The organism is Caballeronia sordidicola (assembly GCF_000729995.1).
GTDB classification, from domain to species: domain Bacteria; phylum Pseudomonadota; class Gammaproteobacteria; order Burkholderiales; family Burkholderiaceae; genus Caballeronia; species Caballeronia sordidicola_A.
Window position 1 is genome coordinate 399,950 of the sequence record NZ_JNFG01000214.1, and the last position, 20,906, is coordinate 420,855.

15 protein-coding genes and 2 pseudogenes are annotated in these 20,906 nt (G+C 55.8%); 5 read left to right on the forward strand and 12 right to left on the reverse strand.

The window, feature by feature from the left end:
• The first annotated feature begins 528 nt into the window (after positions 1-528).
• Positions 529-1,219 (forward strand): annotated as a pseudogene (locus tag FH08_RS49200) (IS6 family transposase).
• A gap of 388 nt (positions 1,220-1,607) precedes the next feature.
• On the opposite strand, the gene FH08_RS0146520 reads toward FH08_RS49200, so the two are convergent.
• From FH08_RS0146520 to FH08_RS0146535, 3 genes are all read right to left on the reverse strand, one after another.
• Entirely contained in the window at positions 1,608-2,813 is a 1,206-nt protein-coding gene (locus FH08_RS0146520) for an IS91 family transposase (RefSeq protein ID WP_031364917.1), read from the reverse strand.
• A gap of 8 nt (positions 2,814-2,821) precedes the next feature.
• Positions 2,822-3,700 (reverse strand): tyrosine-type recombinase/integrase, encoded by an 879-nt coding sequence (locus FH08_RS0146525; protein WP_031364918.1) that lies wholly within the window; start codon positions 3,698-3,700, stop codon positions 2,822-2,824.
• A gap of 614 nt (positions 3,701-4,314) precedes the next feature.
• Complete coding sequence (locus FH08_RS0146535) at positions 4,315-5,391, reverse strand: porin (protein ID WP_031364919.1); 1,077 nt, start codon at positions 5,389-5,391, stop codon at positions 4,315-4,317.
• 1,521 nt (positions 5,392-6,912) lie between these two features.
• Between FH08_RS0146535 and FH08_RS54620 the strand changes: the two genes are divergently transcribed.
• The gene (locus FH08_RS54620) at positions 6,913-7,059 is read left to right on the forward strand and encodes a group II intron maturase-specific domain-containing protein (RefSeq protein WP_200878888.1); all 147 of its coding nucleotides are present in this window, start codon (positions 6,913-6,915) and stop codon (positions 7,057-7,059) included.
• A gap of 221 nt (positions 7,060-7,280) precedes the next feature.
• Here the strand turns inward: FH08_RS54620 and FH08_RS0146545 are convergent, their stop codons facing one another.
• From FH08_RS0146545 to FH08_RS0146560, 4 genes are read right to left on the reverse strand one after another with little or no spacing between them, the layout of a single operon-like run.
• Positions 7,281-8,009: an amino acid ABC transporter ATP-binding protein gene (locus FH08_RS0146545; RefSeq protein ID WP_031364921.1), complete on the reverse strand. Its 729-nt coding sequence runs from the start codon at positions 8,007-8,009 to the stop codon at positions 7,281-7,283.
• Entirely contained in the window at positions 7,984-8,721 is a 738-nt protein-coding gene (locus FH08_RS0146550) for an amino acid ABC transporter permease (RefSeq protein WP_031364922.1), read from the reverse strand. The genes FH08_RS0146545 and FH08_RS0146550 overlap by 26 nt, the downstream gene beginning before the upstream one ends.
• A gap of 3 nt (positions 8,722-8,724) precedes the next feature.
• Positions 8,725-9,423 carry an amino acid ABC transporter permease gene (locus tag FH08_RS0146555; RefSeq protein WP_031364923.1) on the reverse strand — a complete coding sequence of 233 codons (699 nt, stop codon included), beginning with the start codon at positions 9,421-9,423 and terminating at the stop codon, positions 8,725-8,727.
• A 43-nt stretch (positions 9,424-9,466) separates the two neighbouring features.
• Positions 9,467-10,294 carry an ABC transporter substrate-binding protein gene (locus tag FH08_RS0146560; RefSeq protein ID WP_031364924.1) on the reverse strand — a complete coding sequence of 276 codons (828 nt, stop codon included), beginning with the start codon at positions 10,292-10,294 and terminating at the stop codon, positions 9,467-9,469.
• Between the two features lie 280 nt (positions 10,295-10,574).
• Here FH08_RS0146560 and FH08_RS0146565 point away from each other — a divergent pair, with 280 nt between their 5' ends.
• Positions 10,575-11,873: an aminotransferase class V-fold PLP-dependent enzyme gene (locus FH08_RS0146565; RefSeq protein ID WP_031364925.1), complete on the forward strand. Its 1,299-nt coding sequence runs from the start codon at positions 10,575-10,577 to the stop codon at positions 11,871-11,873.
• A gap of 117 nt (positions 11,874-11,990) precedes the next feature.
• Positions 11,991-12,911 carry a LysR family transcriptional regulator gene (locus tag FH08_RS0146570; protein WP_031364926.1) on the forward strand — a complete coding sequence of 307 codons (921 nt, stop codon included), beginning with the start codon at positions 11,991-11,993 and terminating at the stop codon, positions 12,909-12,911.
• A 382-nt stretch (positions 12,912-13,293) separates the two neighbouring features.
• Here the strand turns inward: FH08_RS0146570 and FH08_RS0146575 are convergent, their stop codons facing one another.
• Together FH08_RS0146575 and FH08_RS0146580 are read right to left on the reverse strand one after the other, a co-directional pair.
• Positions 13,294-13,908 (reverse strand): flavin reductase family protein, encoded by a 615-nt coding sequence (locus FH08_RS0146575; RefSeq protein WP_031364927.1) that lies wholly within the window; start codon positions 13,906-13,908, stop codon positions 13,294-13,296.
• Positions 13,909-14,114: 206 nt separating this feature from the next.
• Positions 14,115-14,558: a hypothetical protein gene (locus tag FH08_RS0146580; protein WP_152603110.1), complete on the reverse strand. Its 444-nt coding sequence runs from the start codon at positions 14,556-14,558 to the stop codon at positions 14,115-14,117.
• Between FH08_RS0146580 and FH08_RS0146585 the strand changes: the two genes are divergently transcribed.
• Positions 14,536-15,783: an ISL3 family transposase gene (locus tag FH08_RS0146585; protein ID WP_031364929.1), complete on the forward strand. Its 1,248-nt coding sequence runs from the start codon at positions 14,536-14,538 to the stop codon at positions 15,781-15,783. The genes FH08_RS0146580 and FH08_RS0146585 overlap by 23 nt on opposite strands.
• 374 nt (positions 15,784-16,157) lie before the next feature.
• Here FH08_RS0146585 and FH08_RS51160 read toward each other — a convergent pair whose 3' ends face one another.
• The 3 genes and pseudogenes from FH08_RS51160 to FH08_RS0146605 all read right to left on the reverse strand — a co-directional run bounded on the left by FH08_RS51160 (position 16,158) and on the right by FH08_RS0146605 (position 20,250).
• Positions 16,158-16,403, reverse strand: a complete 246-nt coding sequence (locus FH08_RS51160) for a hypothetical protein (protein WP_075583471.1) — start codon at positions 16,401-16,403, stop codon at positions 16,158-16,160.
• Between the two features lie 463 nt (positions 16,404-16,866).
• Positions 16,867-17,916 (reverse strand): annotated as a pseudogene (locus tag FH08_RS0146600) (branched-chain amino acid ABC transporter substrate-binding protein); the annotation flags it as partial.
• Positions 17,917-18,444: 528 nt separating this feature from the next.
• On the reverse strand, positions 18,445-20,250 hold the full coding sequence (locus tag FH08_RS0146605; protein WP_031364932.1) for a methyl-accepting chemotaxis protein: 1,806 nt from the start codon (positions 20,248-20,250) through the stop codon (positions 18,445-18,447).
• Between the last annotated feature and the right edge of the window lie 656 nt (positions 20,251-20,906).

The following is a 20,906-nucleotide window of genomic DNA, read 5'->3' on the forward strand; positions in this document are numbered from 1 at the left end:
AACAAGCGTCGAACGTACAAAGTACGAAGGAGGCTAAGAGGGCCGCGAAGGACGCAAGAAAGCACGAGCGGGAGCAGGCGCGTACGGCAAATCGCTCTCAACTCAGGCAACTAGATAAAGGTGCGTTTAAACAAGACACCGATCGAACCGCTTCGCCGTACGACACTCAATCGGCACCAAAGCTAAGCCCACGGAAGCCCACCGATAAAGCGAGCTCTGCGCCTTAAGAATCAGGCGCCGTAGAGAAGAGAACGCCTAAAAGCCGCGGGTAGTTTGCAACTGAAGACGAGCCCGCGGAGTTGGACTGGCCATATGATCGATCCGTCGCTCCTAACCGATCATCGAACGTGTTTGTTCCACAGCGAAATCGCTTTTGAAGAGCTCGCAGCGGTTTGCAGAGAGTTGGTTCAGCCTATCGCTCGGGAACACGTGTTTGGCCAATCGCGTTCTCGCGGGAAGGCTTCCGTTCTGTCCTGTCGCGTAAGGCGCTTTGCTTTGCTTAGGGCGTGACGACGAACGAATTGATCGATGAAGCAAGACCTGAATCCTGCTGTGAAGAAGGTGCTCAAGCGCCCGCACGATCCACTGGATATCATCCTGTTATGCGTGCCGTTGGTACGTGGCTTATCCGCTGAGCCTGTGGCTTCTTGCGCAGATGATGGTCGAACGCGGGATTGATGTCGATTATTTGACGGTGTACCGCTCGACCATCAAGGCGTCGCCGGTTCTGGAGAAGGCGTTTCGCCGCCACAGCCCAGCCGTTGGCCGAATTTGATGGATGGACGAAACGTACGTCAAGGTCCGCAGCAAATGGACATATCTCTATCGCGTCGTCGACAAGGCGGGTAACACGGTTGACTTCCTGCTTCGAGCGAAGCGGGACAGGAAGCTGCGCGACAGTCCTTCGAGAAGGCCACCGGACGGAATACTGCTCCCAAAACGGTAAGGTTGGACAGGAGCGGCGCTGACCTCGCCGGGCTGCGCGCCGTGAACGCCGATCGCGAGATTGCCGATCAAGATCCGCTAGGCCAAGTATGTCAACAATATTGTTGAACAGGATCACCGGGTGATCAACCGATGCACTCGACTGATGCGCGGATTTAAGACTTTTCGCTGCGCCAGGATTCTTCTGGGCGGTATCGAAGTCATGCATATGATCGTCAAGGGACAAATGAAGTGTGCTCGCGGCACAGAGCCTTCTGCTTCTGATCCATTCTAATCTTGGCTAGCATAAGCAATCCTCATCATATGGCAGAGATTTTTTTGGTTGGCGGTCGCGGCAACCAGCGCATCGCCATGTCGTCGGACCTGATCCGCGACCGGTAATCAAAAAAATGTTTGTGCTAAACCGCTCCACAGGCGGTGGCCGCTATGGGCATTGAATGAACGCCGCGGTAATTTGTGAAGTCTTGCAGGGGCGATCAAACACGGACTTCCGGCGAGAGTGGGAAACATCACGTGTAAAGGAAGCGCGAATGTGCGCGTGAACCGGCAAATCACCCGCCATTTTGGAGTACGCTGGCGCGCCAGCAGATCGAAGGCACGAGTGCAGCCGCGTTGGCCTCGTCAGGAAAGGCGAACGTGTACGGAAACAGGTGCGATGGCAACTAGCGCGCATGGGTGGGACCTGGCGGGGCTCGTGGAAGGCTGCCGGGCATGTCTTCGATGCGGAGCATGTGTCCCTTGCCACATACGGGGCAGTCGCGCAGTGACTTGCCGGTGAGTCGCTGGTAGCGGTCACGGTAGTCTTCCCCGGGCTCGACTGCGGCAGCGGCGGGAGCCTCGACACCGAGCAGCCGCCTGCAGGTGGCGAGCTTGTCGGCACGGTGGCAGTTGGCGAGCCACCCGTAGCTGCGAATGCGCTTGAAGCCGTCAGGTAGCACATGCAGCAGGAAGCGACGGATGAACTCGTCGGCGGTGAGCGTCATGGTTCTTTGTCTGGACTCGTGCCGATAGTCCTTCCAGCGGAACTGCAGGGTGTGCCCGTCGAAGGCGAGCAGCCGGTTGTTGGAGATGGCGACGCGGTGGGTGTAGCGGCCCAGGTACTCGAGCACGTGTTCGGCACCGCCAAAGGGTGGCTTGGCGTAGACCGCCCACTCCGCCCGAGCCGCGGGTGCAAGCCAGGCTGCGAATTCGACGGGATCGCTTAGGGACTCGAACTGACCGTGCAGGCGCAGCCCGCCGGCGTCGTAAGCGCGGCGCAGCTGTTCGAGAAACAGGCGGCGAAAGAGCCGTGACAGGACCCGCACGGACAGGAAGAAGCCGGGACGGCAGGCGATCCAGCGCTCGCCGTCCGGGGAGATGCCGCCGCCCGGCACAACGCAATGCACATGAGGGTGATGCTGCAGATTCTGTCCCCACGTATGCAGGATCGTGAGGAAGCCGATCTCGGCGCCCAGGTGCTTCGGATCGGCGGCGATCGTGCGCAACGTTTCGGCGCTGGCGCGAAACAGCAGATCGTAGAGCGTCCTCTTGTTCTGGAACGCGAGAGCGGCGATGGATTCGGGAAGCGTGAAGACGACATGGAAATACTCGGTCGAGGGGAGGAGCTCCGCATGCCGGCGTTCGAGCCATTGCGCGCGGGCGAGTGACTGGCACTTCGGACAGTGCCGGTTACGACACGAGTCGTAACTGATGCGCTGATAGCCGCATGCATCGCACTGCTCGAGATGGGCACCAAGCGCTGCGGTACGACACAGCTCGATGGCACTCATCACGCGTCGCTGCACACGACTGAGCCCCCCGGCATGGGATAGCCGGAAACTGGGCCCACACTGGCGGAAAATGTCCGCCACTTCGAGCGCCGGTCGCATGACTGCGCTCAGAAGTACTGGGGTGCAGGTGGCGGGGATGGAATGGGTGCAGGGTGCGGCAGCAGGTCGAAGGGACTGGTGGTGGCGCACACGGTGCTGGTGGCAACCTTCAAGTACCGGGACGTTGTCGAGAGGGACCTGTGGCCCATCAGCAGCTGGATCCGGCGCACGTCAGTACCGGCTTCCAGCAGATGCGTGGCGAACGCGTGTCGCAAAGAATGGGGCGTCACGGGTTTGGTGATGCCGCTGCGCTTGCGTGCAAGCTCGCATGCGTCGCCCACGGCATGGCGGGTGATGGGCCGCCCCGGAATGCTGCCTGGAAAGAGCCATTCCTTCGGATGGGCGTCCTGCCAGTACAGTCTCAGGATCTCGAACAGCCTCGGCGAGAGCATTACATAGCGATCCTTACGGTTCTTCCCCTGGTTCACACGGATCACCATGCGCTTGCTGTCGATATCAGTGACCTTCAGATGCACGACTTCGGAGACACGCAGTCCGGCGGCGTACGCGGTCATCAGGATGGTGCGGTGCTTGAGACTGGCGACCGACTCGAAGAAGGTGGTGATCTCCTCCAGGCTGAGGACGACTGGCAGTCGGAACGGCTTCTTCGGTAACGGAAAGTCCTCGTCGCTCCAGGGTCGCTTGAGCGTCACACGGTAGAGAAACCGGAGTGCGCCGATCGTTGCGCCGAGACTGGCGGGTGCCAGCTTGCGTTCTTCGCTGAGGTAGATGAGCCAGGCCCGAATCTCCTCGGGACCCAGCAGTTCGGGCGAACGGCGAAAGTGGCGGGCGAAACTGGCTACCTGAATCAGATAGGACTTCTGGGTATTCTCTGCAAGGTTGCGGATCTGCATGTCATGCAGCATGCGTTGGCGCAGTGGCGTCATGGCGAGCCTCCTGGAAGCAGTGGGTGGAATGCCCAACCGGGCGTTCACATACTGCTCCCGGCGATACCACTCACCACCTCGCCGGGGTTCAGCGCCAGACAACCCTCTTCATGAAACGTCAGCCACGGACCTGTGCCTACCTCCCACTACCGCGTCAGCGGTTTAGTACTTCGACGTTTGATTGACCTACGCCATTATCGCGACAAAACCAATCTGTCGCTTATTCATCATTGTTGTCGAAAAGCGGCCTTACTCGTATGCAGACGCGGGATGCCGGTGCTGCGCTTCTTTCAAGCGGGCGGCATTGCATTCGAGGACGCGGCATGGAGATATGGTCAAGAGTCGAGGAGCGACACGTGACGCCTTCAGCCGCGCGCAATGCGGCATGAAGCGAGCGGTGAAGCTCTTCTTTGTCTTGCCAAGGTCCGTAAGCGCAACATCGATCGCAGTGCCGTGACCTGCTGTCCGGCCATCAACTACCTATCCGGACATGCGTGACCGGTAACGGTCGGCTGTAAATGGGGTAGAGCGGGGGGCGATGCCTAACGATTGGTGGGGTGCTGGCACGGGCACGTCTAGTTGTTAGTTAGACGTGCCCGTCGTTGCAGATGGCGTTAGAAAAAATGACGAATGCCTACGGCAACAGCAAGCTGCCGAGTCGTTGACGAAGGCGCCAAGGGGAACAGCACTGCCGACTGGGTTGCACCCGACGAAGCAGCGAGACTTGTGCCGACATAAACATCCGTACGTTTCGATAAGAATTTGTCCAGGAAGAGGCTGTAGTTGGACAGTCGCCCGGAACCAATGCCATCGCGACCGTATCCCACCGTCAATTTCAAATCAGGCTGGAATGCGTACACAGCGGCAACTGTCGCGCTTCGAATCGATTCGTATTCTCCAAAACCCTTGAACGCTACATAGGTGTAGCCAACCTCGCCTGTCAAATTTTCGGTGACTTTGTATGATGCGCTGGCACCGTAGATGTCTTGCGAGTCGACAGCAAACGAGCGATATGGAGTTACTTGCTGTCCGAGGAACGTCTTCATTCCTGCCAACGTCGGGGTAAAGTTGACACCGTTGATTTTGGTCGCCACGGCTGCGGCCCTAAAGCGGTCGCCTGCGTACGTCAACGAAAAGCTAAAGCCACGGCCACGATTTGAAGCGTCGGTCGATCCGCCAGGCAAGGCATACATGCCCGAGAACGTGAATCCTTGTAACGTTGGAGAGCGGTACGTAACCGAATTGTCCAGATACCCCCCGCCCATATGATCTGCATTTGCTGGTGTAAACGAGAATGTGGAGTTGTAACCGGGCGTGTTTCCCAGAAGAAAGACCGAGTAATCGTAATGGCGCCCGGCAGTCACGGTTCCATATTCAGACTTTGACAGTCCCACCCATGAACCCCCACTGAAGAACGTACTTGAGCTGAACTGTTTTCCGTTGGAAACGTCAAAGTAGCTGGTGACGTCGAAAAGCGCTTTCAGTCCGCCCCCCAGATCTTCCGTTCCCTTGATTCCGAATGCAGTGTTCCAGTGATAACTGTCGATGGTCTGCACCGTATGGCTGCCGCCGGCGTTGTTAGCGAAGGCGATCGCTTCATCAAGAACTCCATACAGCGTGACGTTTGACTGTGCTGTGGCATATGTTGAGAACATCGATAACAAGGCAAAACACGAAAGTTTATGTTTCATTCATCAATCTCCAACCTGTAGCTTATTTAACCAATTGCGACCAGCGAAACATCATCACAAATCAGATCGCGATCCCGTTGCGGTACGTAGCATTCCCCCGATTCTCAGGGTCTCGATGCCGTTTCTTGCCTTTTATCGTTTTTGACCGTGGGTGGCAGCAAACTAAACTCTCCCGGCTCGGTCTATCTCTGTTCTCATCTGGTAATTGGCCGGAGTAAGAATTCAGATCGCCGTCCGGTTAGGGGAATGTAGGTCGTCATTTTTTCAGCTACAACCGAAAAATCATCGATGCATGAGCTAACGAAATTCATGCGTTAAGACGAACCTTCGTAGCGGGAATGGTCGTGACGCTCGCTTACAGAACCGTGGGGTCGTTGTTTTTTCGCTAAGCAATTCCTTTGCTAGTCAGTAGACTTCCAAGCAAAGGGTCACAAGGGAAGGCTGGCCTAACAGCCCGAACGGCGACCCGAGAGAACGATATCTCTCAAATTTCCGGTCTAAAGACCATGCACCATTGATTTGCCCATGATATCGACGGCCCGGCATGCGCAGAGTGCGGCGTCGGCGACAATCGTAGTCGCGACGTTCGAGGTCGTTGGACCGGTTGCCGCTGGCTACTTATTCGACCGCGTGTTTGCACCACGGGCGGCAATTGGCATCTTTGTGCTGTCTTGTGCCGGATGGGTCGGCTTGTTGCCAATATCATCCCCCAGCGCAGCTTTTGTGAGCGCCGCTCTGCAAGGATTTGGTGCAGGAACGAAATCTGACTTGCTGGGTTACCCAATTGGTCGTTAGTTCGGCCTCGGACGTTTCAGACAGGGCCTCGATTGGGTATTTGCTGCGTTCATGATCGGTTTCGCTATTGGACTTGTTGTGATCCGCATCGGCTTTGACCTTGATAAGAGCTTCACATAGCCTCTCATCGTTGCCAACATTGCGCTGCCGGCTGTATGCGCCTTGTGCGCTTTTATGCCGCAATTTCGCAAGCTGTAGTGATCTCGGGCACGTGTAGTCCTGCTCTCGAAAGTTACAACGCAATAAAAAGACAGAAACGGAACTTGTGCGGGTGCGACCCCGAGCGCTCGGGTCGTATTTCATGAAAAACTTGTTTTCTCTCCAGCAACAATCGGAGTGCGTCTCCTAGCTAGAATGGGTTTGTCGAGGGCGTCGCTTTGATGCCCCGCTAGGGAGAAATGCAATGATGAAATTCTGTGCAGGAGCGTGCTTGGCCTTCGCTATATTGAACGCGCATGCAGCACCGAACGCAGCAGTACTCGACGGTGCAGCCAGGGACGTCGATCGGGGTGGCGTGGTGTCATCGATGCAGGAATCCAGCAGATTTTCGGATAGTATGCCTAATAAAAATAAGCATTACTATGGTTGTGCATGGGTTCCGAAGGCTCGGGCCGCCGACTACTATGGCTGCTCGTGGATTCCGCAGTAACAGTCGGTGGTGGATTTAACCATCGCGCGGGACGCCAAATACCTCGGCTTAGCGCGTCCGATAGGGTGTGAAAATATATGCGGGCACCTAAACAGGCGAACCTGTTTGGGCTGCTTAATCTGGTATTACGCGGATGGGCGAATTACCACAACCATGTAGTCGCCAAGGAAACCTTCACTCGGGTTGATGCTGATGTCTGGTCGATGCTTGGCAAGGGGCGGTAAGAAGGCATCCGAACAATCAGACCGAGGGAGTTTGCTAAGGCTTGTTGTACGCCTTGGAGGCCAGGACAGGTAGGTCGACCGGTGGATCGGGTTTTCCGGTGCTCGCATCACGTACCTGCGTCGGCACGCAAGCATGGCGTCCTTAAAATAGTAGCGTTGGTATGGGCGATGATAAGCTCAGCTATCGCTGTCACCTCGCGCTAGGCTTATGGTCTGAGTGCTCAGTGTGATCGAAGATCTGACAAAAAAGCCTTCGAACGCTCATGTCGTGGCGCCGTGAAAAACGCGTCCGGAGCGTTTTCTTCGAGAATAACGCCGTGGTCCATGAACCAGACGCGGTCGCTCACCTCGCGCGCAAATCCCATTTCATGGGTCACGCAAACCATGGTCATGCCGTCTTTGGCAAGCGACTTCATGACGCTTAAGACTTCGCCGACCATCTCAGGATCCAACGCGCTTGTCGGCTCGTCAAACAGCATGACTGGCGGGTTCATGGCGAGCGCTCGCGCAATCGCGACTCGTTGTTGCTGTCCGCCGGACAATTGCTGCGGATAGGAGTTTGCCTTGTGGGCGAGTCCGACCCGGTCGAGCAAAGCCACGGCCTGTTCTCGAGCTTCGCGTTTGCTCCGTCCCGATACGCGGACTGGTGCCAGGCAGACGTTCTCGGTCACAGACAAGTGCGGAAAGAGGTTGAACGACTGAAACACAAAGCCGATGCCACTGCGAAAGCCATTGATTCGCAGGCCGGGTGCATGAATATCCTGTCCGTTCACATGGATAACGCCGGACTTGATCTCTTCGAGGCGATTCACGGTCCGAATGAGCGTGGATTTCCCCGAGCCGGATGGGCCACAGATGACGACGACCTCGCCTTTCTTCACTTCGGCCGTCACGTCCGTGAGCGCCTGATATTCCCCGTACCACTTATTGACCATCGAGAACTGAATCATTTGCAATGCTCCTGAGCTGCGTAATCTTCGGGGTTCGCTTGCGCGTGATGGTGCGCTCCAGGTGTTGAGCGCATTGTGTGAGCACGAAGCACACGAGAAAGTAAGTGATGGCCAAAATGAGAAAAACGGGAAATGGGCGCGTCAGCAAATTGTTGTTCACCTGGTTCGCCGAGAACGTCAACTCCTGCACGCTGATGACGTACCCAATAGATGTCTCCTTGATGATGGAGACGAATTGGCTGATGATGCTTGGCACCATGTTGTAGAGCGCTTGCGGCATGATCACCCACAGCATCGTCTTCCAATATCCCATTCCCAACGCGCGCGATGCCTCGACCTGTCCTTTCGAAAGGGCCTGGATGCCTGCGCGAACGACCTCGGAGAGATAGGCCGACTCATAGACGATGAGCGTGCAGATGAGCGTTGTGAATGCAGTCACGCTATGACCGACCAGGACGGGCACAAGGAAGTATCCCCAGAAAACGAACATCACCAGGGGAACGCCGCGCACGATGTAGACCAGTACGGTAGAACTCGCGTAGAGAAACCTGATGGGCGAGGTCCTGCATAGTGCGATTGCAATGCTGATGGGGAAAGACAGAACCAGGCCCATCACGGAAAGAATGAGCGTCAGGGCAAGGCCACCAAGCGGGCCTCTCGGATACTGTCCGACCAGCAGGAGCAACCAGTTGTCTTGGATGATGTCGAGCATGGGTTACCTCGCCTGGTTCTGAATACGCTTTTCAACCAGGGCGCCCAGTCCCATCAGACCCAGGGACACGGCGAGATAGAACAATGTCGCAACGGCGTAAGCCTCGAACGTCCTGAACGTTTCGTTCTCGATCTCACGAACGACGTACGTCATTTCCGCGGCGCCAATGGTCATCGCCAGGCTCGTGTTCTTGAACAGCAGGACGGTGTGGTTGATAAATGTGGGCAGCGCATTTCTAATGGCTTGTGGAAGCGTCACATAACGCATAGTGCCGAAAAAGCTAAGGCCCAGCGACCGTGCCGCCTCCTGTTGGCCGTGGTGCACCGACCTTAAACCGCTGCGGAGGTCTTCGGAGAAGTACGCCGACATGCATAAGCCGACCGCAATCGATGCAAAGATCAACTCCCCGTCGTGTGCATTGATCCAGGACTGCGTGGCGTCCGGAAGGAGCGTCGGAACGCCAAAATACCAAAGCAGGATCTGCACGAGCATGGGAACGTTCTGGTGGTAGGCAACGAATGCAGCGACGGCTTTGGTTGCTACGGGAAAACCTGATGCACGCAGGACTGCGAGCACCACGCCCAGTCCCACGGCCAGAGTCCAGCTCGTTGCCGTCAGCTCGAAGGTCGTGATCGCGCCAGACACAAGCAGATGCGCAAAAGGTCCGGCAAAGATCGTGCTGAAATCAAGGCGTCCAAGCATGCTTCACTCCTTCGTTCAGGTCGCACTGACTACGCATATCCAGTTAGCCGGGAATGGGTGCAGTAGTGAAATCACGCTTCATCTTGAAGGACGAAGCGGTTCCCAGCCATTTGTCGAAAATTTTCTGCGACTCGCCGGACGCCTGCATCTTCACCAATGCGCTGTTGACCGCATCGGCTAGCGCGGGTTCGCCCTTCCTCATTCCGAGCCCCCAGTATTCGCGGCCGACCGGTGGGTTCAGGATGGTGATCGTGCTGGCGTTGGCGCCCAGCTTGTCGATAAAGCGGTGCATGAGACTCTCCGACAGCACGTATCCGTCGACCTTCTTTTGAGCGAGGGCCATGAATGCGGAGGGCGCATCGTCATAGCTGACAATTTGTGCGGTGGGCAATGCGTGTTGCACCATGGGTATGTTGCTCGAACCCTTGATCGTGCTGATCCGTTTTCCGGCCAGGTCGTTGAGCGTCTTGTTCGCGCTTCCAGTGGACGCAGCAATCACCTGGTTGCTGACAAAGTAAGTGTCCGAGAAAGTAATTTGTTGCGCGCGCTGCGGGTTGTACCCTAGGACAGCGGCAAGAATATCGACGCGCCCTTGCGTCAGCTCGGGAATGCGTGCGTCCAGCGACAGGACTTTCAGTTCAGGTTTAACGCCTAGTTCCTTCGCTACTCCCTTGCAGAAGTCGACGTCATAGCCGACTATTTCGCGGGTGTCGGGGTCTTGAAAGCCGAAGGGCGCGCCGTTGCTCAGAACCCCGCATACGAGCGTGCCATGCGCCTTGATGTCGGCAAGCTGGTCGGCGTTCGCCGCTTCCGCACCGGTCACGAGGGCGACAAGCGCGGCTACCGCGACGCATGTTTTGTATCGGTTCACTAGAGTTCTCCAAAAGGACGAGAGTTAAGTCAGCGCATGGCTTCAGGGTTATTGCCTAGTGCCGTGCGACCCTGTTGGAAATCATTCTTTCACGCAGAAAATCCGTTAAAAAGTGATATTTTTAGATAGTGTTGCATCGCTTTTATTCATCAAGAGACCGGAAATAAAGCGATGATAAAACATCAAAAAAAATCGCTTTTCGTCTAGTTTTGCGGGACTTATCGTGGACCCGAAATGTCGCGAGAGTGTCTTGCGAATGACGACGATAAAGGGATAGACGATGGAAAGCGCCGAGGGGCAACTTTTCAGCGACGCGCTGATGCGCGTTGTCAGGGAGAGGTTTCACTATGTTGATTCGGACTTCACGGGGCGCAAACGGCTCTACTTTGACAACGCGGGCGGCTCCTATCGCTTGAAGAGGGCAGTCGAGCGATACGCCGAAGTCGACCTGATTCCGGATAATCCGGAGCGCATCCATGAAGTCGCCCGCGCGTTGCAGGCAATACAAAAGAAGGGGGCGGAAGATGCCCGCCTGATCCTGAACGCGACAGATGGAACTATCTATGCCTCGTTGACCGCCTCGGGCGCCATGTTCCAGATGGTCCAGGCAATTGCGGGAGCCGTTCCGGGGACCAACATGGTGACGACGGTTTTGGAGCATCCGTCCTCGTACGATGCCATGGCCCTCTACGCGGGAGAGCTCGGCAAAGAGCTTCGTGTAGCGAAGAGCAACCGGGTTACAGGGGGCATCGACGTGGAGGAGGTGCTTGGCCTGATTGACTCTGAGACATGCCTGCTTAGCCTTATTTATGCCTCGAACATCACAGGCGCAAAAATAGACCTCGAGCGGATCGTGCGGGAAGCGAGAGCGATCAAACCGGATCTGTACATTGTTGTTGATGCCGTGCAGCACGCTCCCCACGGGTTGATCGATCTGAAAAAGACGCCCGTTGACGGTATCAATTTTGCACCCTACAAATTTTTTGGATGCAGAGGGTCGGGCATCACCTGGCTCTCTACGCGCGCAGCGAAATTGCCTCATCACAAGTTGGCCGCAAAACCGGAAGATTACTGGGACCTGGGCAGTTCGGCACCAGCGCAGTTCGCCGTCGTAACCGAGATAGTGGACTATGTATGTTGGCTCGGAGGTCAGTGTGTGGATTCGACCGATCGCAGGGCGCAATATGCGGCTGGCATGAAGGCTATCGGATTACACGAGCGGGCGCTGCTTTCAAGAATGCTCAACGGAAGCAGAGAAGTGTGCGGGCTTCGCGGTCTTCCGGGCGTCCAGGTGTTGCTGGATCACAGCGACCTGACTCGCCGTGACCTGATTCTCGCTATTGCATTCGTAGACCTTTCCGAGGTCGAGGTGGTCAGGGAATATGAGCGTCGGGGCGTGATTGTCTATGAGCGGGTTTCAACAAGCCTCTATTCGAAGCGTATGCTCGAATCGTTCGGGTTGACGGGGGCGGTCCGCATCTCACCCTTGCACTGCAATTCACCCGAAGACATTGATGCATTTCTCCAGGTGACTGCCGATATCGCTGAGAAGGCGGCTCTCAAACGCGTCAACGTGTAGCCTCGCGGTCCGTTTGCAGATCCGCTTAAACCGCCGGATCGCGAAGAGTGGACTGAGTCTGAAAAGAGATGTTATTGTCGCTGATAACATCTCTTCTGCACCTACACTCGGACCGACATGCTTACTTTCAAACAGATGGAAGCGTTGTACTGGATCGTCCAGTTGGGGTCCTTCGAGGCAGCTGCCGGGAAACTGAACACGAGCCAGTCGGCGATATCGAAACGGATACACGAACTTGAGTCAACATTCGACTTCCTTGTATTTGACCGCACGTCGCGTGCTGCCCGGCTCACTGAAAAGGGCAGTGAGCTGTTCGAGTATGCGAAGGAGCTGCTGGAGCGGCGGGACGAAATTGTTGAGCGGGTAAGCGCCAAGGAAATGCTCGTCCGGCGCGTCCGGATCGGCGTTACCGAATTGACGGCGCTTACGTGGTTACCGCGGTTGATATCTGTTATTAAGGAAACCTATCCAAAGGTCATTGTGGAGGCTGAGGTTGAGTTGAGCGCCACGCTGAGAGACCGGCTCGCAACCGATACCGTAGACCTGATCGTTGTTCCACAGGCTGCAGCGAGCGAGCGCTTTACCAGCATCCCGGTCGGCACCGTGGAGAATGCATGGATGTGTTCTCCCTCGCTTCATTCGGGCAAAGCGACGATACCTATCGTGGACATTGCCCAGCTTCCCTTGCTTCTGCAAGGCAACCTCTCAGGGACCGGGCTGACTTACTCCCAGTTTTTATCCGAGAACGGAGTGAGCACGGCGAAAATCCTGGTGGCAAATAATCTGGTCGCTCAGATTGGGCTGACAGTCTCAGGAATGGGCGTGAGCTACCTTCCGAAGACCTGTCTTAACTATATGGTCACGGCGGGTATCCTGAAGATTATCAAAACGAAGCCCGCTCTTCCGCCGGTCCATTACGTGGCGCTCCACCGAGCAGAGCACGCTTATTCGCTTAGCAATCAGGTCGCGCAACTTGCGCAGAAGTGCTGCGATTTCAATGCGAATCTGCTGGATCCGCGGGCGCTGTCACCTGTCTAGGCTAGCATGCATAGGGGGCGACCCGTGCTTCCGTTGGCACGGCGTCTCATAGAGTGGGCGTTGGGGCGTAGCTTTCTGCAAGCCGTGTCCGCCAAGTATTTAGACGCTTTGTTCCGAACTTGTCGACCAACAAGCCCATTGAAATTAAAGCGAGGAAATACAGCCACAAGAATGAGGAGGACAGATGGACGAGCATGACCGGCGCGAAGGAGAACTCCTTGCTGATTTGAGACGATGCAATGGACAGGGCAACACGCTCTACGTAATTGATAACCGTGAACGAAAACCGGGAAAGGTAAATTCAGTATCTACGATGCATTGCATTGTCTCCATAAGTTATTTTGTGGGGGCGGCCGTCAGCTCGCTTTTCGGTTCCATTGGCTTACGTCTTCGCAACACCAACCTGGGGCATCGGAAAAACGTTGTCCACTGAGGTGAAGTCAAGATAGCCCATGCGTGCCAGCGGCCTGATCGACTCAATATCGACGAGTCCATCCTTTAGCGCCCAATCTGCGATATGGATGCCAACGACATCACCAAACACAATGCTATTGTTTTCTGCGCCCGGCAAGTTGATGATGAACGAAACGCGGCATTCGAACTGCACTGGTGACCGCTCGACGCGCGGCGGCTTCACCATGCGCGAAGGCAACGTCGCTAACCCGGTTGCGTCAAACTCATTGACGCCGCGGTCGAAGAATGTCGATGAATCATTGCATTGGTCACGCAATTCCCAAGTTGCCATGTTGTAGACGAACTCGCCCGTCGCTCGCGCATTGACCACCGTGTCTTTCAGGCCACCGTCGCGGTGGGCTCCATTCGCGCTAAACATGACCGCCGGCGGGTCGTAGCGGACGAGGTTGAACATGCTGTACGGGGCGAGATTGGGCTTGCCGTCAACATCTAGTGTCGAGATCCAGCCAATAGGCCGCGGCACGACACATGAAACCAACGGATTGCGAGGTAGGCCGTGTCCATCTTCAGGTTTGTAGAACATTTGAATTTCCTAGGGTCAAAGTGCGCAACCCAACTGGCGGCACGATCAGCATGAACAAACTCACCAATAATGGAGGGCAAAAGGGAAACTGAAAGTACAGGCGTGTACTGCGGTCGCGCGTGAAAGGACTGGATTCAATATGGGCGATAGGATAGGGGTTTTAAATTCAGGATCGTCGGGGGAATCTGTGGGTGAAATCGATGGATTCAGGCGGCGTTGAGGAAACGACATAGCTTTCGGCAGGTGGCATCGAAGAGGCCTTGCTCGCGCTCAGAGTGGTCATCCAGGAGCGGGCCACCGTCTTGCTCGTCGATATACCGTAACAGTATCGAGCGGGCGTCCAGCTTCCTGAGTTCGCGGTAAAGCTGCCGCTCTTCAACGAGACGACCACCGAGCATCCAGATGAAGTCCCGATGCTGGTGCAGGGTTTTTCGGCTGTAACCGCTGTCCAGAAGATGCAGGAGATACGGTGTGAATATCTTGACGAGATCCTGTCCGAACGGAATGTCCTGTTGCTCAAAGCTCCAGGACTTGGGCCAGTTTTGCAGGTCGGGAACGAGTCGTTCAAGATCGCTTGATTCGGGTGTGACAATGGCGGTATTACCGACGATTTTTCGCTTGCTAGCCATGCTTTTGACCCGCTTGCTCAATTCCTGTCATCATTTCCCCGGTTTCGTTTATGAAGGGGCGCGGCTGTGCGAAAGGACGCAGACCATTGAGATTGACGTGCGCCCACGTAAGGGATCCAAACCAGTTTGTTCGTGCTGCAACGAGCGCGCAAGCGGCTACGATACGCTCGGAGAACGTCGCTTCGAGTTCATCCCGATCTGGGGTTTTGCCGTCATTCTGCTGTATTCGATGCGTCGTGTCGATTGCCGTCAGTGCGGCGTAAAGGTTGAGACAGTACCGTGCGCCATCGGCAAGCATACGTTGACCAAGGCATACATGCTTTTTCTGGCCCAGTGGGCTCGTAAGCTGTCGTGGAAAGAAACCGCGCTGAGTTTCAGGACCAGCTGGGAGAAGGTCTTCAATGCCGTGGAATGGGTCGTCGACTGGGGGCTGAACCATCGTGAGCTCGGGACGATTCGCGCTTTCGGCGTCGACGAGATCCAGTATGGCCGAGGGCACCAGTACCTCACGCTCGTCTACCAGATCGAGGCCGGCTGCACGCGACTGCTCTGGGTCGGACAGGAACGTACTAAGGAAAGCTTCGCGAAGTTCTTTGCCATGATCGGCAAGCCGCTGTGCGAGAAGGTCGAATTCGTGTGTTCCGACATGTGGAAGCCCTATCTCGAAATGATAGCGCGTCATTGCCCGAACGCCCTGAACATCCTCGACCGTTTCCACATCGTTGCCAAGATGAACAAAGCGATCGATGAGGTGCGAGCCGATGAGGCCAGGCGCATGTCGCGTGATGGCTATGAGCCTGTTCTCAAAAAATCCCGCTGGTGCCTGCTTGCGCGACGCGAGAACCTTACTGGCAAACAACGTGTTCGCCTGCGTGACCTACTCCAGTACAACTTACGTAGCGTACGTGCCTATCTGCTCAAAGAAGAATTCCAGCAACTCTGGGACTACATCTCTCCTGTCTGGGCGGGCAAGTTCCTCGACCAGTGGTGCAAGCAGGTGATGCGCTCACGCATCGAGCCGATGAAGAAGTTTGCCCGGACCGTGCGCTCGCACCGGGAGCTGATCCTCAACTACTTCCGTGCCAGAAAGCAGTTCTCCAGCGGCGTTATCGAGGGGCTGAACAACAAGGCCAAAGTCACTATGAGAAAAGCGTACGGCTTCCGAACCTTCCGAGCCACAGAAATCGCGCTCTATCATGCACTTGGCAAGCTTCCCGAGCCTCCATCCACCCACACTTTTTACTGACGAACCTAAATTCATTACATTATTTCTCTCGTTGTTTGTCTTTTGCATAGTGGGTCTTGATCGAACAACGATACGATAAGGCAGCGCCCTTTCAGTGTTTTCGCGCGAAGCATGCTTCAGCGGCTTCAGAGGGCGTCAGCTTGGCGTGGAAGTAGCCTTGAAGACGCTCCACGGTTGCGGCGTCGGCGTGGTAGGGCGATCGGATAAAGTCCGCTGCGATGGCTGCGTCGTACCAAGCACATGTCCACGCGTCTAGATCTCGCTCGTACTCGCGCGGTAGCTGATTCGATTCTTCCAACATAGCAAACTCCCTCTCGGTCGTAGACGCGACTGGCGCTCGGTCTGGTCCGTAGATATCGCTATCGCGCCGCACTTCAAAAAACACTCATCACCGAGCGCTCGGCATCAGGGGCATCAGGCGGGAACACTCCCCACGTACCGTCGCCTTGGCGAAAGAAATAGATTGCAAATGCACCTGTCGATAGCGATGCTTCGAGGCATACACAGCGCCTCTGATTCGAGCGTGCGCGACTTCCTCGTGTTACCCGAACCGACATGGCAGGAGCCATCACAAGCCATTTATCCACCATGAAACGCAAGGACCTTTCAGCTTTTTCCATTGCCTTTCTCCTTCAATCCCGTTTCCGCTGATGCGGCCGGCCGACGTTCCATTTTCACTACGCAGGTTGTACCCAAGGAGTTCGGTCGCTTCGCACGATTTATAAAGGGTTATCGCGACAACGTGTTCGTGGTCAATTGGGCGTAGATTTCGTGTGCGAATTTATAACTCGTGACACTGCGGAAGACCATCCTCCAACTTCCGCAGGGGCTTGAATATGCTTGCGGAAGCTCGCGATTTCAGGAGGCGCGTGGGTTCGGGTATCCCGCCGCCGTCCGAATAGCGTCACAGTGCAATCGGGATGTGCAGCACCACCACGACGATAGCAATGCGGCGGGAGCGGCGATTCAGCGTACTCTGCGTGCGCCGATCGAACCATCGCCCGCAGCGCACTGCCACCTTCCTACCTCGTTGATGTGACAGTGCATCGTGGCCCATGTCGCGGTCATTGACCTTCACCTGAATTACATCTTCACAACATCTAAAAGTGTCTTCCTGCCCGCCTTGTAGTTGTATAGCGAGATCACACCGTGCTTCAGGTCGCCCTTCGAGTCGAACGTGGTTTCGCCGATGACGCCTTTGTAGTCCGTATTCGGCATGGCGGCCAGGATGTTCGCCGGATCTGTCGAGTTGGCGTGTTTCATCGCGTCAACGATGATGTATACCGCGTCATACGTAAACGGAGCGTAGAGTTGTGGTGGTTGCCCGAACCGTTTCTGGAACTTGGCAGCGAATGCGGGGCCGCTTTCCATCTTCTCGAGCGCCATGCCCGCTTCCGAGCAGACGACGTTGTCGACAGCATCGCCGGCGAGTTCAGACAACTTCTCAGTACACAGGCCGTCGCCGGCCAGCACCTTCGCTCGCAGGCCGAGTTGTTTTGCCTGCTTGACGAATGGGCCGCCGGTTGCGTCCATGCCGCCGTACATGATTGCGTCCGGGCCTTCACCCTTGATCTTCGTCAGAATCGCGCGGAAATCAACCGCCTTGTCGTTTGTCGCGTCATGCGACATGACGTTCAGGCCGAGCGACTTCGCGGTTTTCTCGAATTCATTTGCAAGGCCCTGGCCGTAGGCTGTCGAGTCGTCGACGATCGCGATGCTCTTGATTTTTATCTGTTTGGCGTAGTTGGCTAGCGCTGGCCCTTGCTGAGCATCCGTCGCGACAATGCGGTAGGTTGTCTTAAAGCCTTGCTGTGTGTAGGTCGGGTTGGTGGATGAAGGTGAGATTTGCACGATGCCTGCGTCGCTATAGATCTTCGACGCCGGAATCGACGTGCCCGAGTTCAAGTGGCCGACCACAGCGACGACCTTGTCATCGACAAGCTTCTGCGCCACTTGAGTCGCCGTACGGGGGTCAGCCGCGTCGTCCTGTGTGTCCAGTTGCAGTGTGATTTTCTGGCCGCCGATCGTCAGCCCCTTCTGGTTGATTTCCTCAACCGCAAGACGAGCGCCGTTTTCATTGTCTTTACCCAGGTGAGCAATGCCACCGGTTAGAGGGGCAACGTGGCCGATCCCGATAATTGTTTCAGCTCTTGACACGACTGGTGCGACCAAGCCGACCATCGAAATTGCAAGAGAGACGCAAAACGTTTGAATCTTCATCATTAACGCTCCTTTGAGAACTGATTGCGATGTCGGTATGAATCGCGGGCACTATCACGTTTCGTCGATTGCGAACTATTTACAAGGCAGTAATGTCACTTCAGGTGAAAGAACTTTCACGGCCACAACGCAAAAAAGCCTTCAGATATGCCGCCGCTTCGTCACTAGTAAAAATCGAATTCTTTTTCTCAAACGGAAACCGTTGCGCTCCTCGACTCCGATCACTGCAGCCGACCTGAGAGATCCCTATTTGTCGCTTAGAACGCTCGCATTCGCGATGCGGAGTGTCGCCAATATTCGGATGATTTCGTGCGGTGCCGTTGGACTTCAACGAAAGGAGTGGCTCGCCGTCCAGACGCAAGGTTTTAACCAACTTTGAGTATCATGAGGCGTTCCGGTACTCTGAAAAAACTTCAGCCCGTATTGCCGATCAATCGTCGCTTAGGACAGCTTGAATTGTCCGACCGTTTCTGCAAGATGCGTCGCTTGAGTCTCTAATGTGACGGTAGCTGCTGCGGATTCTTCAACCAAGGCCGCGTTCTGCTGGACCATCTGGTCAAGCTGCGTGATTGCACGATTAATTTCGCTAATGCCGCGTGTCTGTTCACTGGTCGCGTCAGTAATTTCGCCCATGATGGCCGTGACATCGGAAACGCTGTGGACGATCTGCGATATTGCGTTACCGGCCTGGCGTACGTGGCTTGAACCCAAAGCTACGCTATCTACCGTCGATTTGATCAATGTCTTGATCTCCTTCGCGGCCAATGCGCTGCGCTGCGCAAGATTGCGCACCTCGCCTGCGACAACGGCGAAACCTCGGCCATGTTCCCCGGCGCGCGCCGCTTCGACCGCGGCATTGAGCGCCAGGATATTGGTCTGGAATGCGATGCCGTCAATGACACCGATGATTTCGCCAATCTCGCTGGACGCCACTTCGATTACCTGCATCGCGCCGACAGCCTCCTGCACAACCTGACCACCCTGAAATGCAATGTTTGAAGCCGACTTTACCTTTTCGTTCGCGGTATCCGCAGCACGCGCCGACTGCATAACAGTCGCCGTAATCTCTTCGACCGAGGCGGCGGTCTGTTGGAGACTGGCCGCGGCGGATTCCGTCCGGCCTGATAGGTCCAAATTACTCGCCGCGATTTCGTTGGCAGCGAGACGTACTGTCTCGCTGGCGTCGCGAATTTGGCTAATTACAGTATTAAGTAGGCTGACGAAACTATTGAATGAACGTGCGATTTGCGAGACCTCATCGCTTCCGTCGTCGGGCAGGCGTTGTGTCAAATCTCCTGTTCCTGAGCCGATAGAGTTCATTGCATCGCGAACGCGCGAGAGCCGCCTGAAGACGGCACCCGTCACCGTACTGATGACCAATGTCGCGACCGCTACGAGAATAACCAGTGCGATCAGTGACGCGTGCAACTGCGAGAGGATTCCCGCTGTTGCATCGTTCTTGTCGAGTGCAGTCACGATCATCCAGTCCGTTCCCGTCACGCCGCGCGCGCGTAGCAGTTTGGCACTGTTTCCGACATGCGCTTCGATCGGAGCGACGTGCGTGCTACTTGACGACGAGACAAGGTCTGTAAATTTGAGATCAGCAAAGAGATCAGTCACGGGCTTGAGCGTCATCTTCGGATCATTGAGCGCAACGATACGGCCGTGTCCGTCGACCAGCATGCCGAAACTGGCTGGTGTCGGGTGAATCGACTTGATGTTGGCGATCACGCTATCCATCGTGACGTCTCCCGACACCACGCCCTTCAAGATGCCCTCACGCAGGATAGGAGCGGCGAAGGTGACCACCAGCTTTCCGGACCCCATGTCGATGTATGGCGGAGTCACTACGGGCTTTCCTGCATCGACTGCTTGCCTGTACCACGGGCGGACAGTGGGGTCGTAGTTGGTGGGAACACCGGTCGGATCGGAGAACTTCGCTGTCTTGTTAGGGTACCCTACATAGACGCTTGTGAATGCGCCGGCGGCAGCCACCTGTTTCAGTGCGACAGCGGGATCGGCTTGGAGGGTGGCGTCCTCGAGCGAGACGATCATTTGCGTTTTTGATGAAACCCAATCGGCGACTCCCGCCTCATGTCCGGCCACTATCGACGTAAGGTTGTCGCTAATCGTGTCGTCGCCATAAGCTTTCGCGATGGAGTAGCTCATGAAGGTGTCGACAATGAGCGCGCACACCACGGTGGCGGCAGAGATAGCGATAATGCGGGATCGAATCGATGTAAACATTGTTTATTTTTGCTCTGCAAAAATTGGCGATTCAGGCGACGGACTCCCGCAAACCACTACCCTTTAAGGAGTGCGTCGAAGCAAACTGAAAATGTACTGTTGGACTGCTGATACGGCAGAACTCCATCTAGCCTGCTCACAATTGTTGGTGCTTTTCTGGGTTCGCTCGATGGCGAAACCGAGAAAGAACGATATTCACTGCGTTCGGTCAGCGCGTACTTCGCTAAAAAAGCTCGGCCAAGTATGCCGTTTTACACTAGAGAGCGTGTCTCATACCAAGCTCATCACCGATTTGATTGTTCTTTCCGGGCAACCCAACCGTTGCCATCCCGGACACCTTGTTGAAGTCAACCGTGTCATGGGACTACGTTCGTATGCTTCGAGCATAGCAAGCGTGTGTCGGTCGCCTCTTCCCACCGCGCAACCATCAAGTATTGAAGGCAATGCGAGTGGACGGTCAGTGACGTCTCCGGTCCCAAGGCCATCTCGTCGCGCCAAATGGTGTGCGGCGCGTACTCTTGTGAACATCTGTTTTGGAGCTTGACCAACGGCTGCGTAGGAAAACTGAGACGGTCATCGTCCGTCTCAGTTCGACCTGTTTCAAACGTTTGATCTCATCCCAAATCTGCGTGGCGGGACACGACCATTCCAATGTC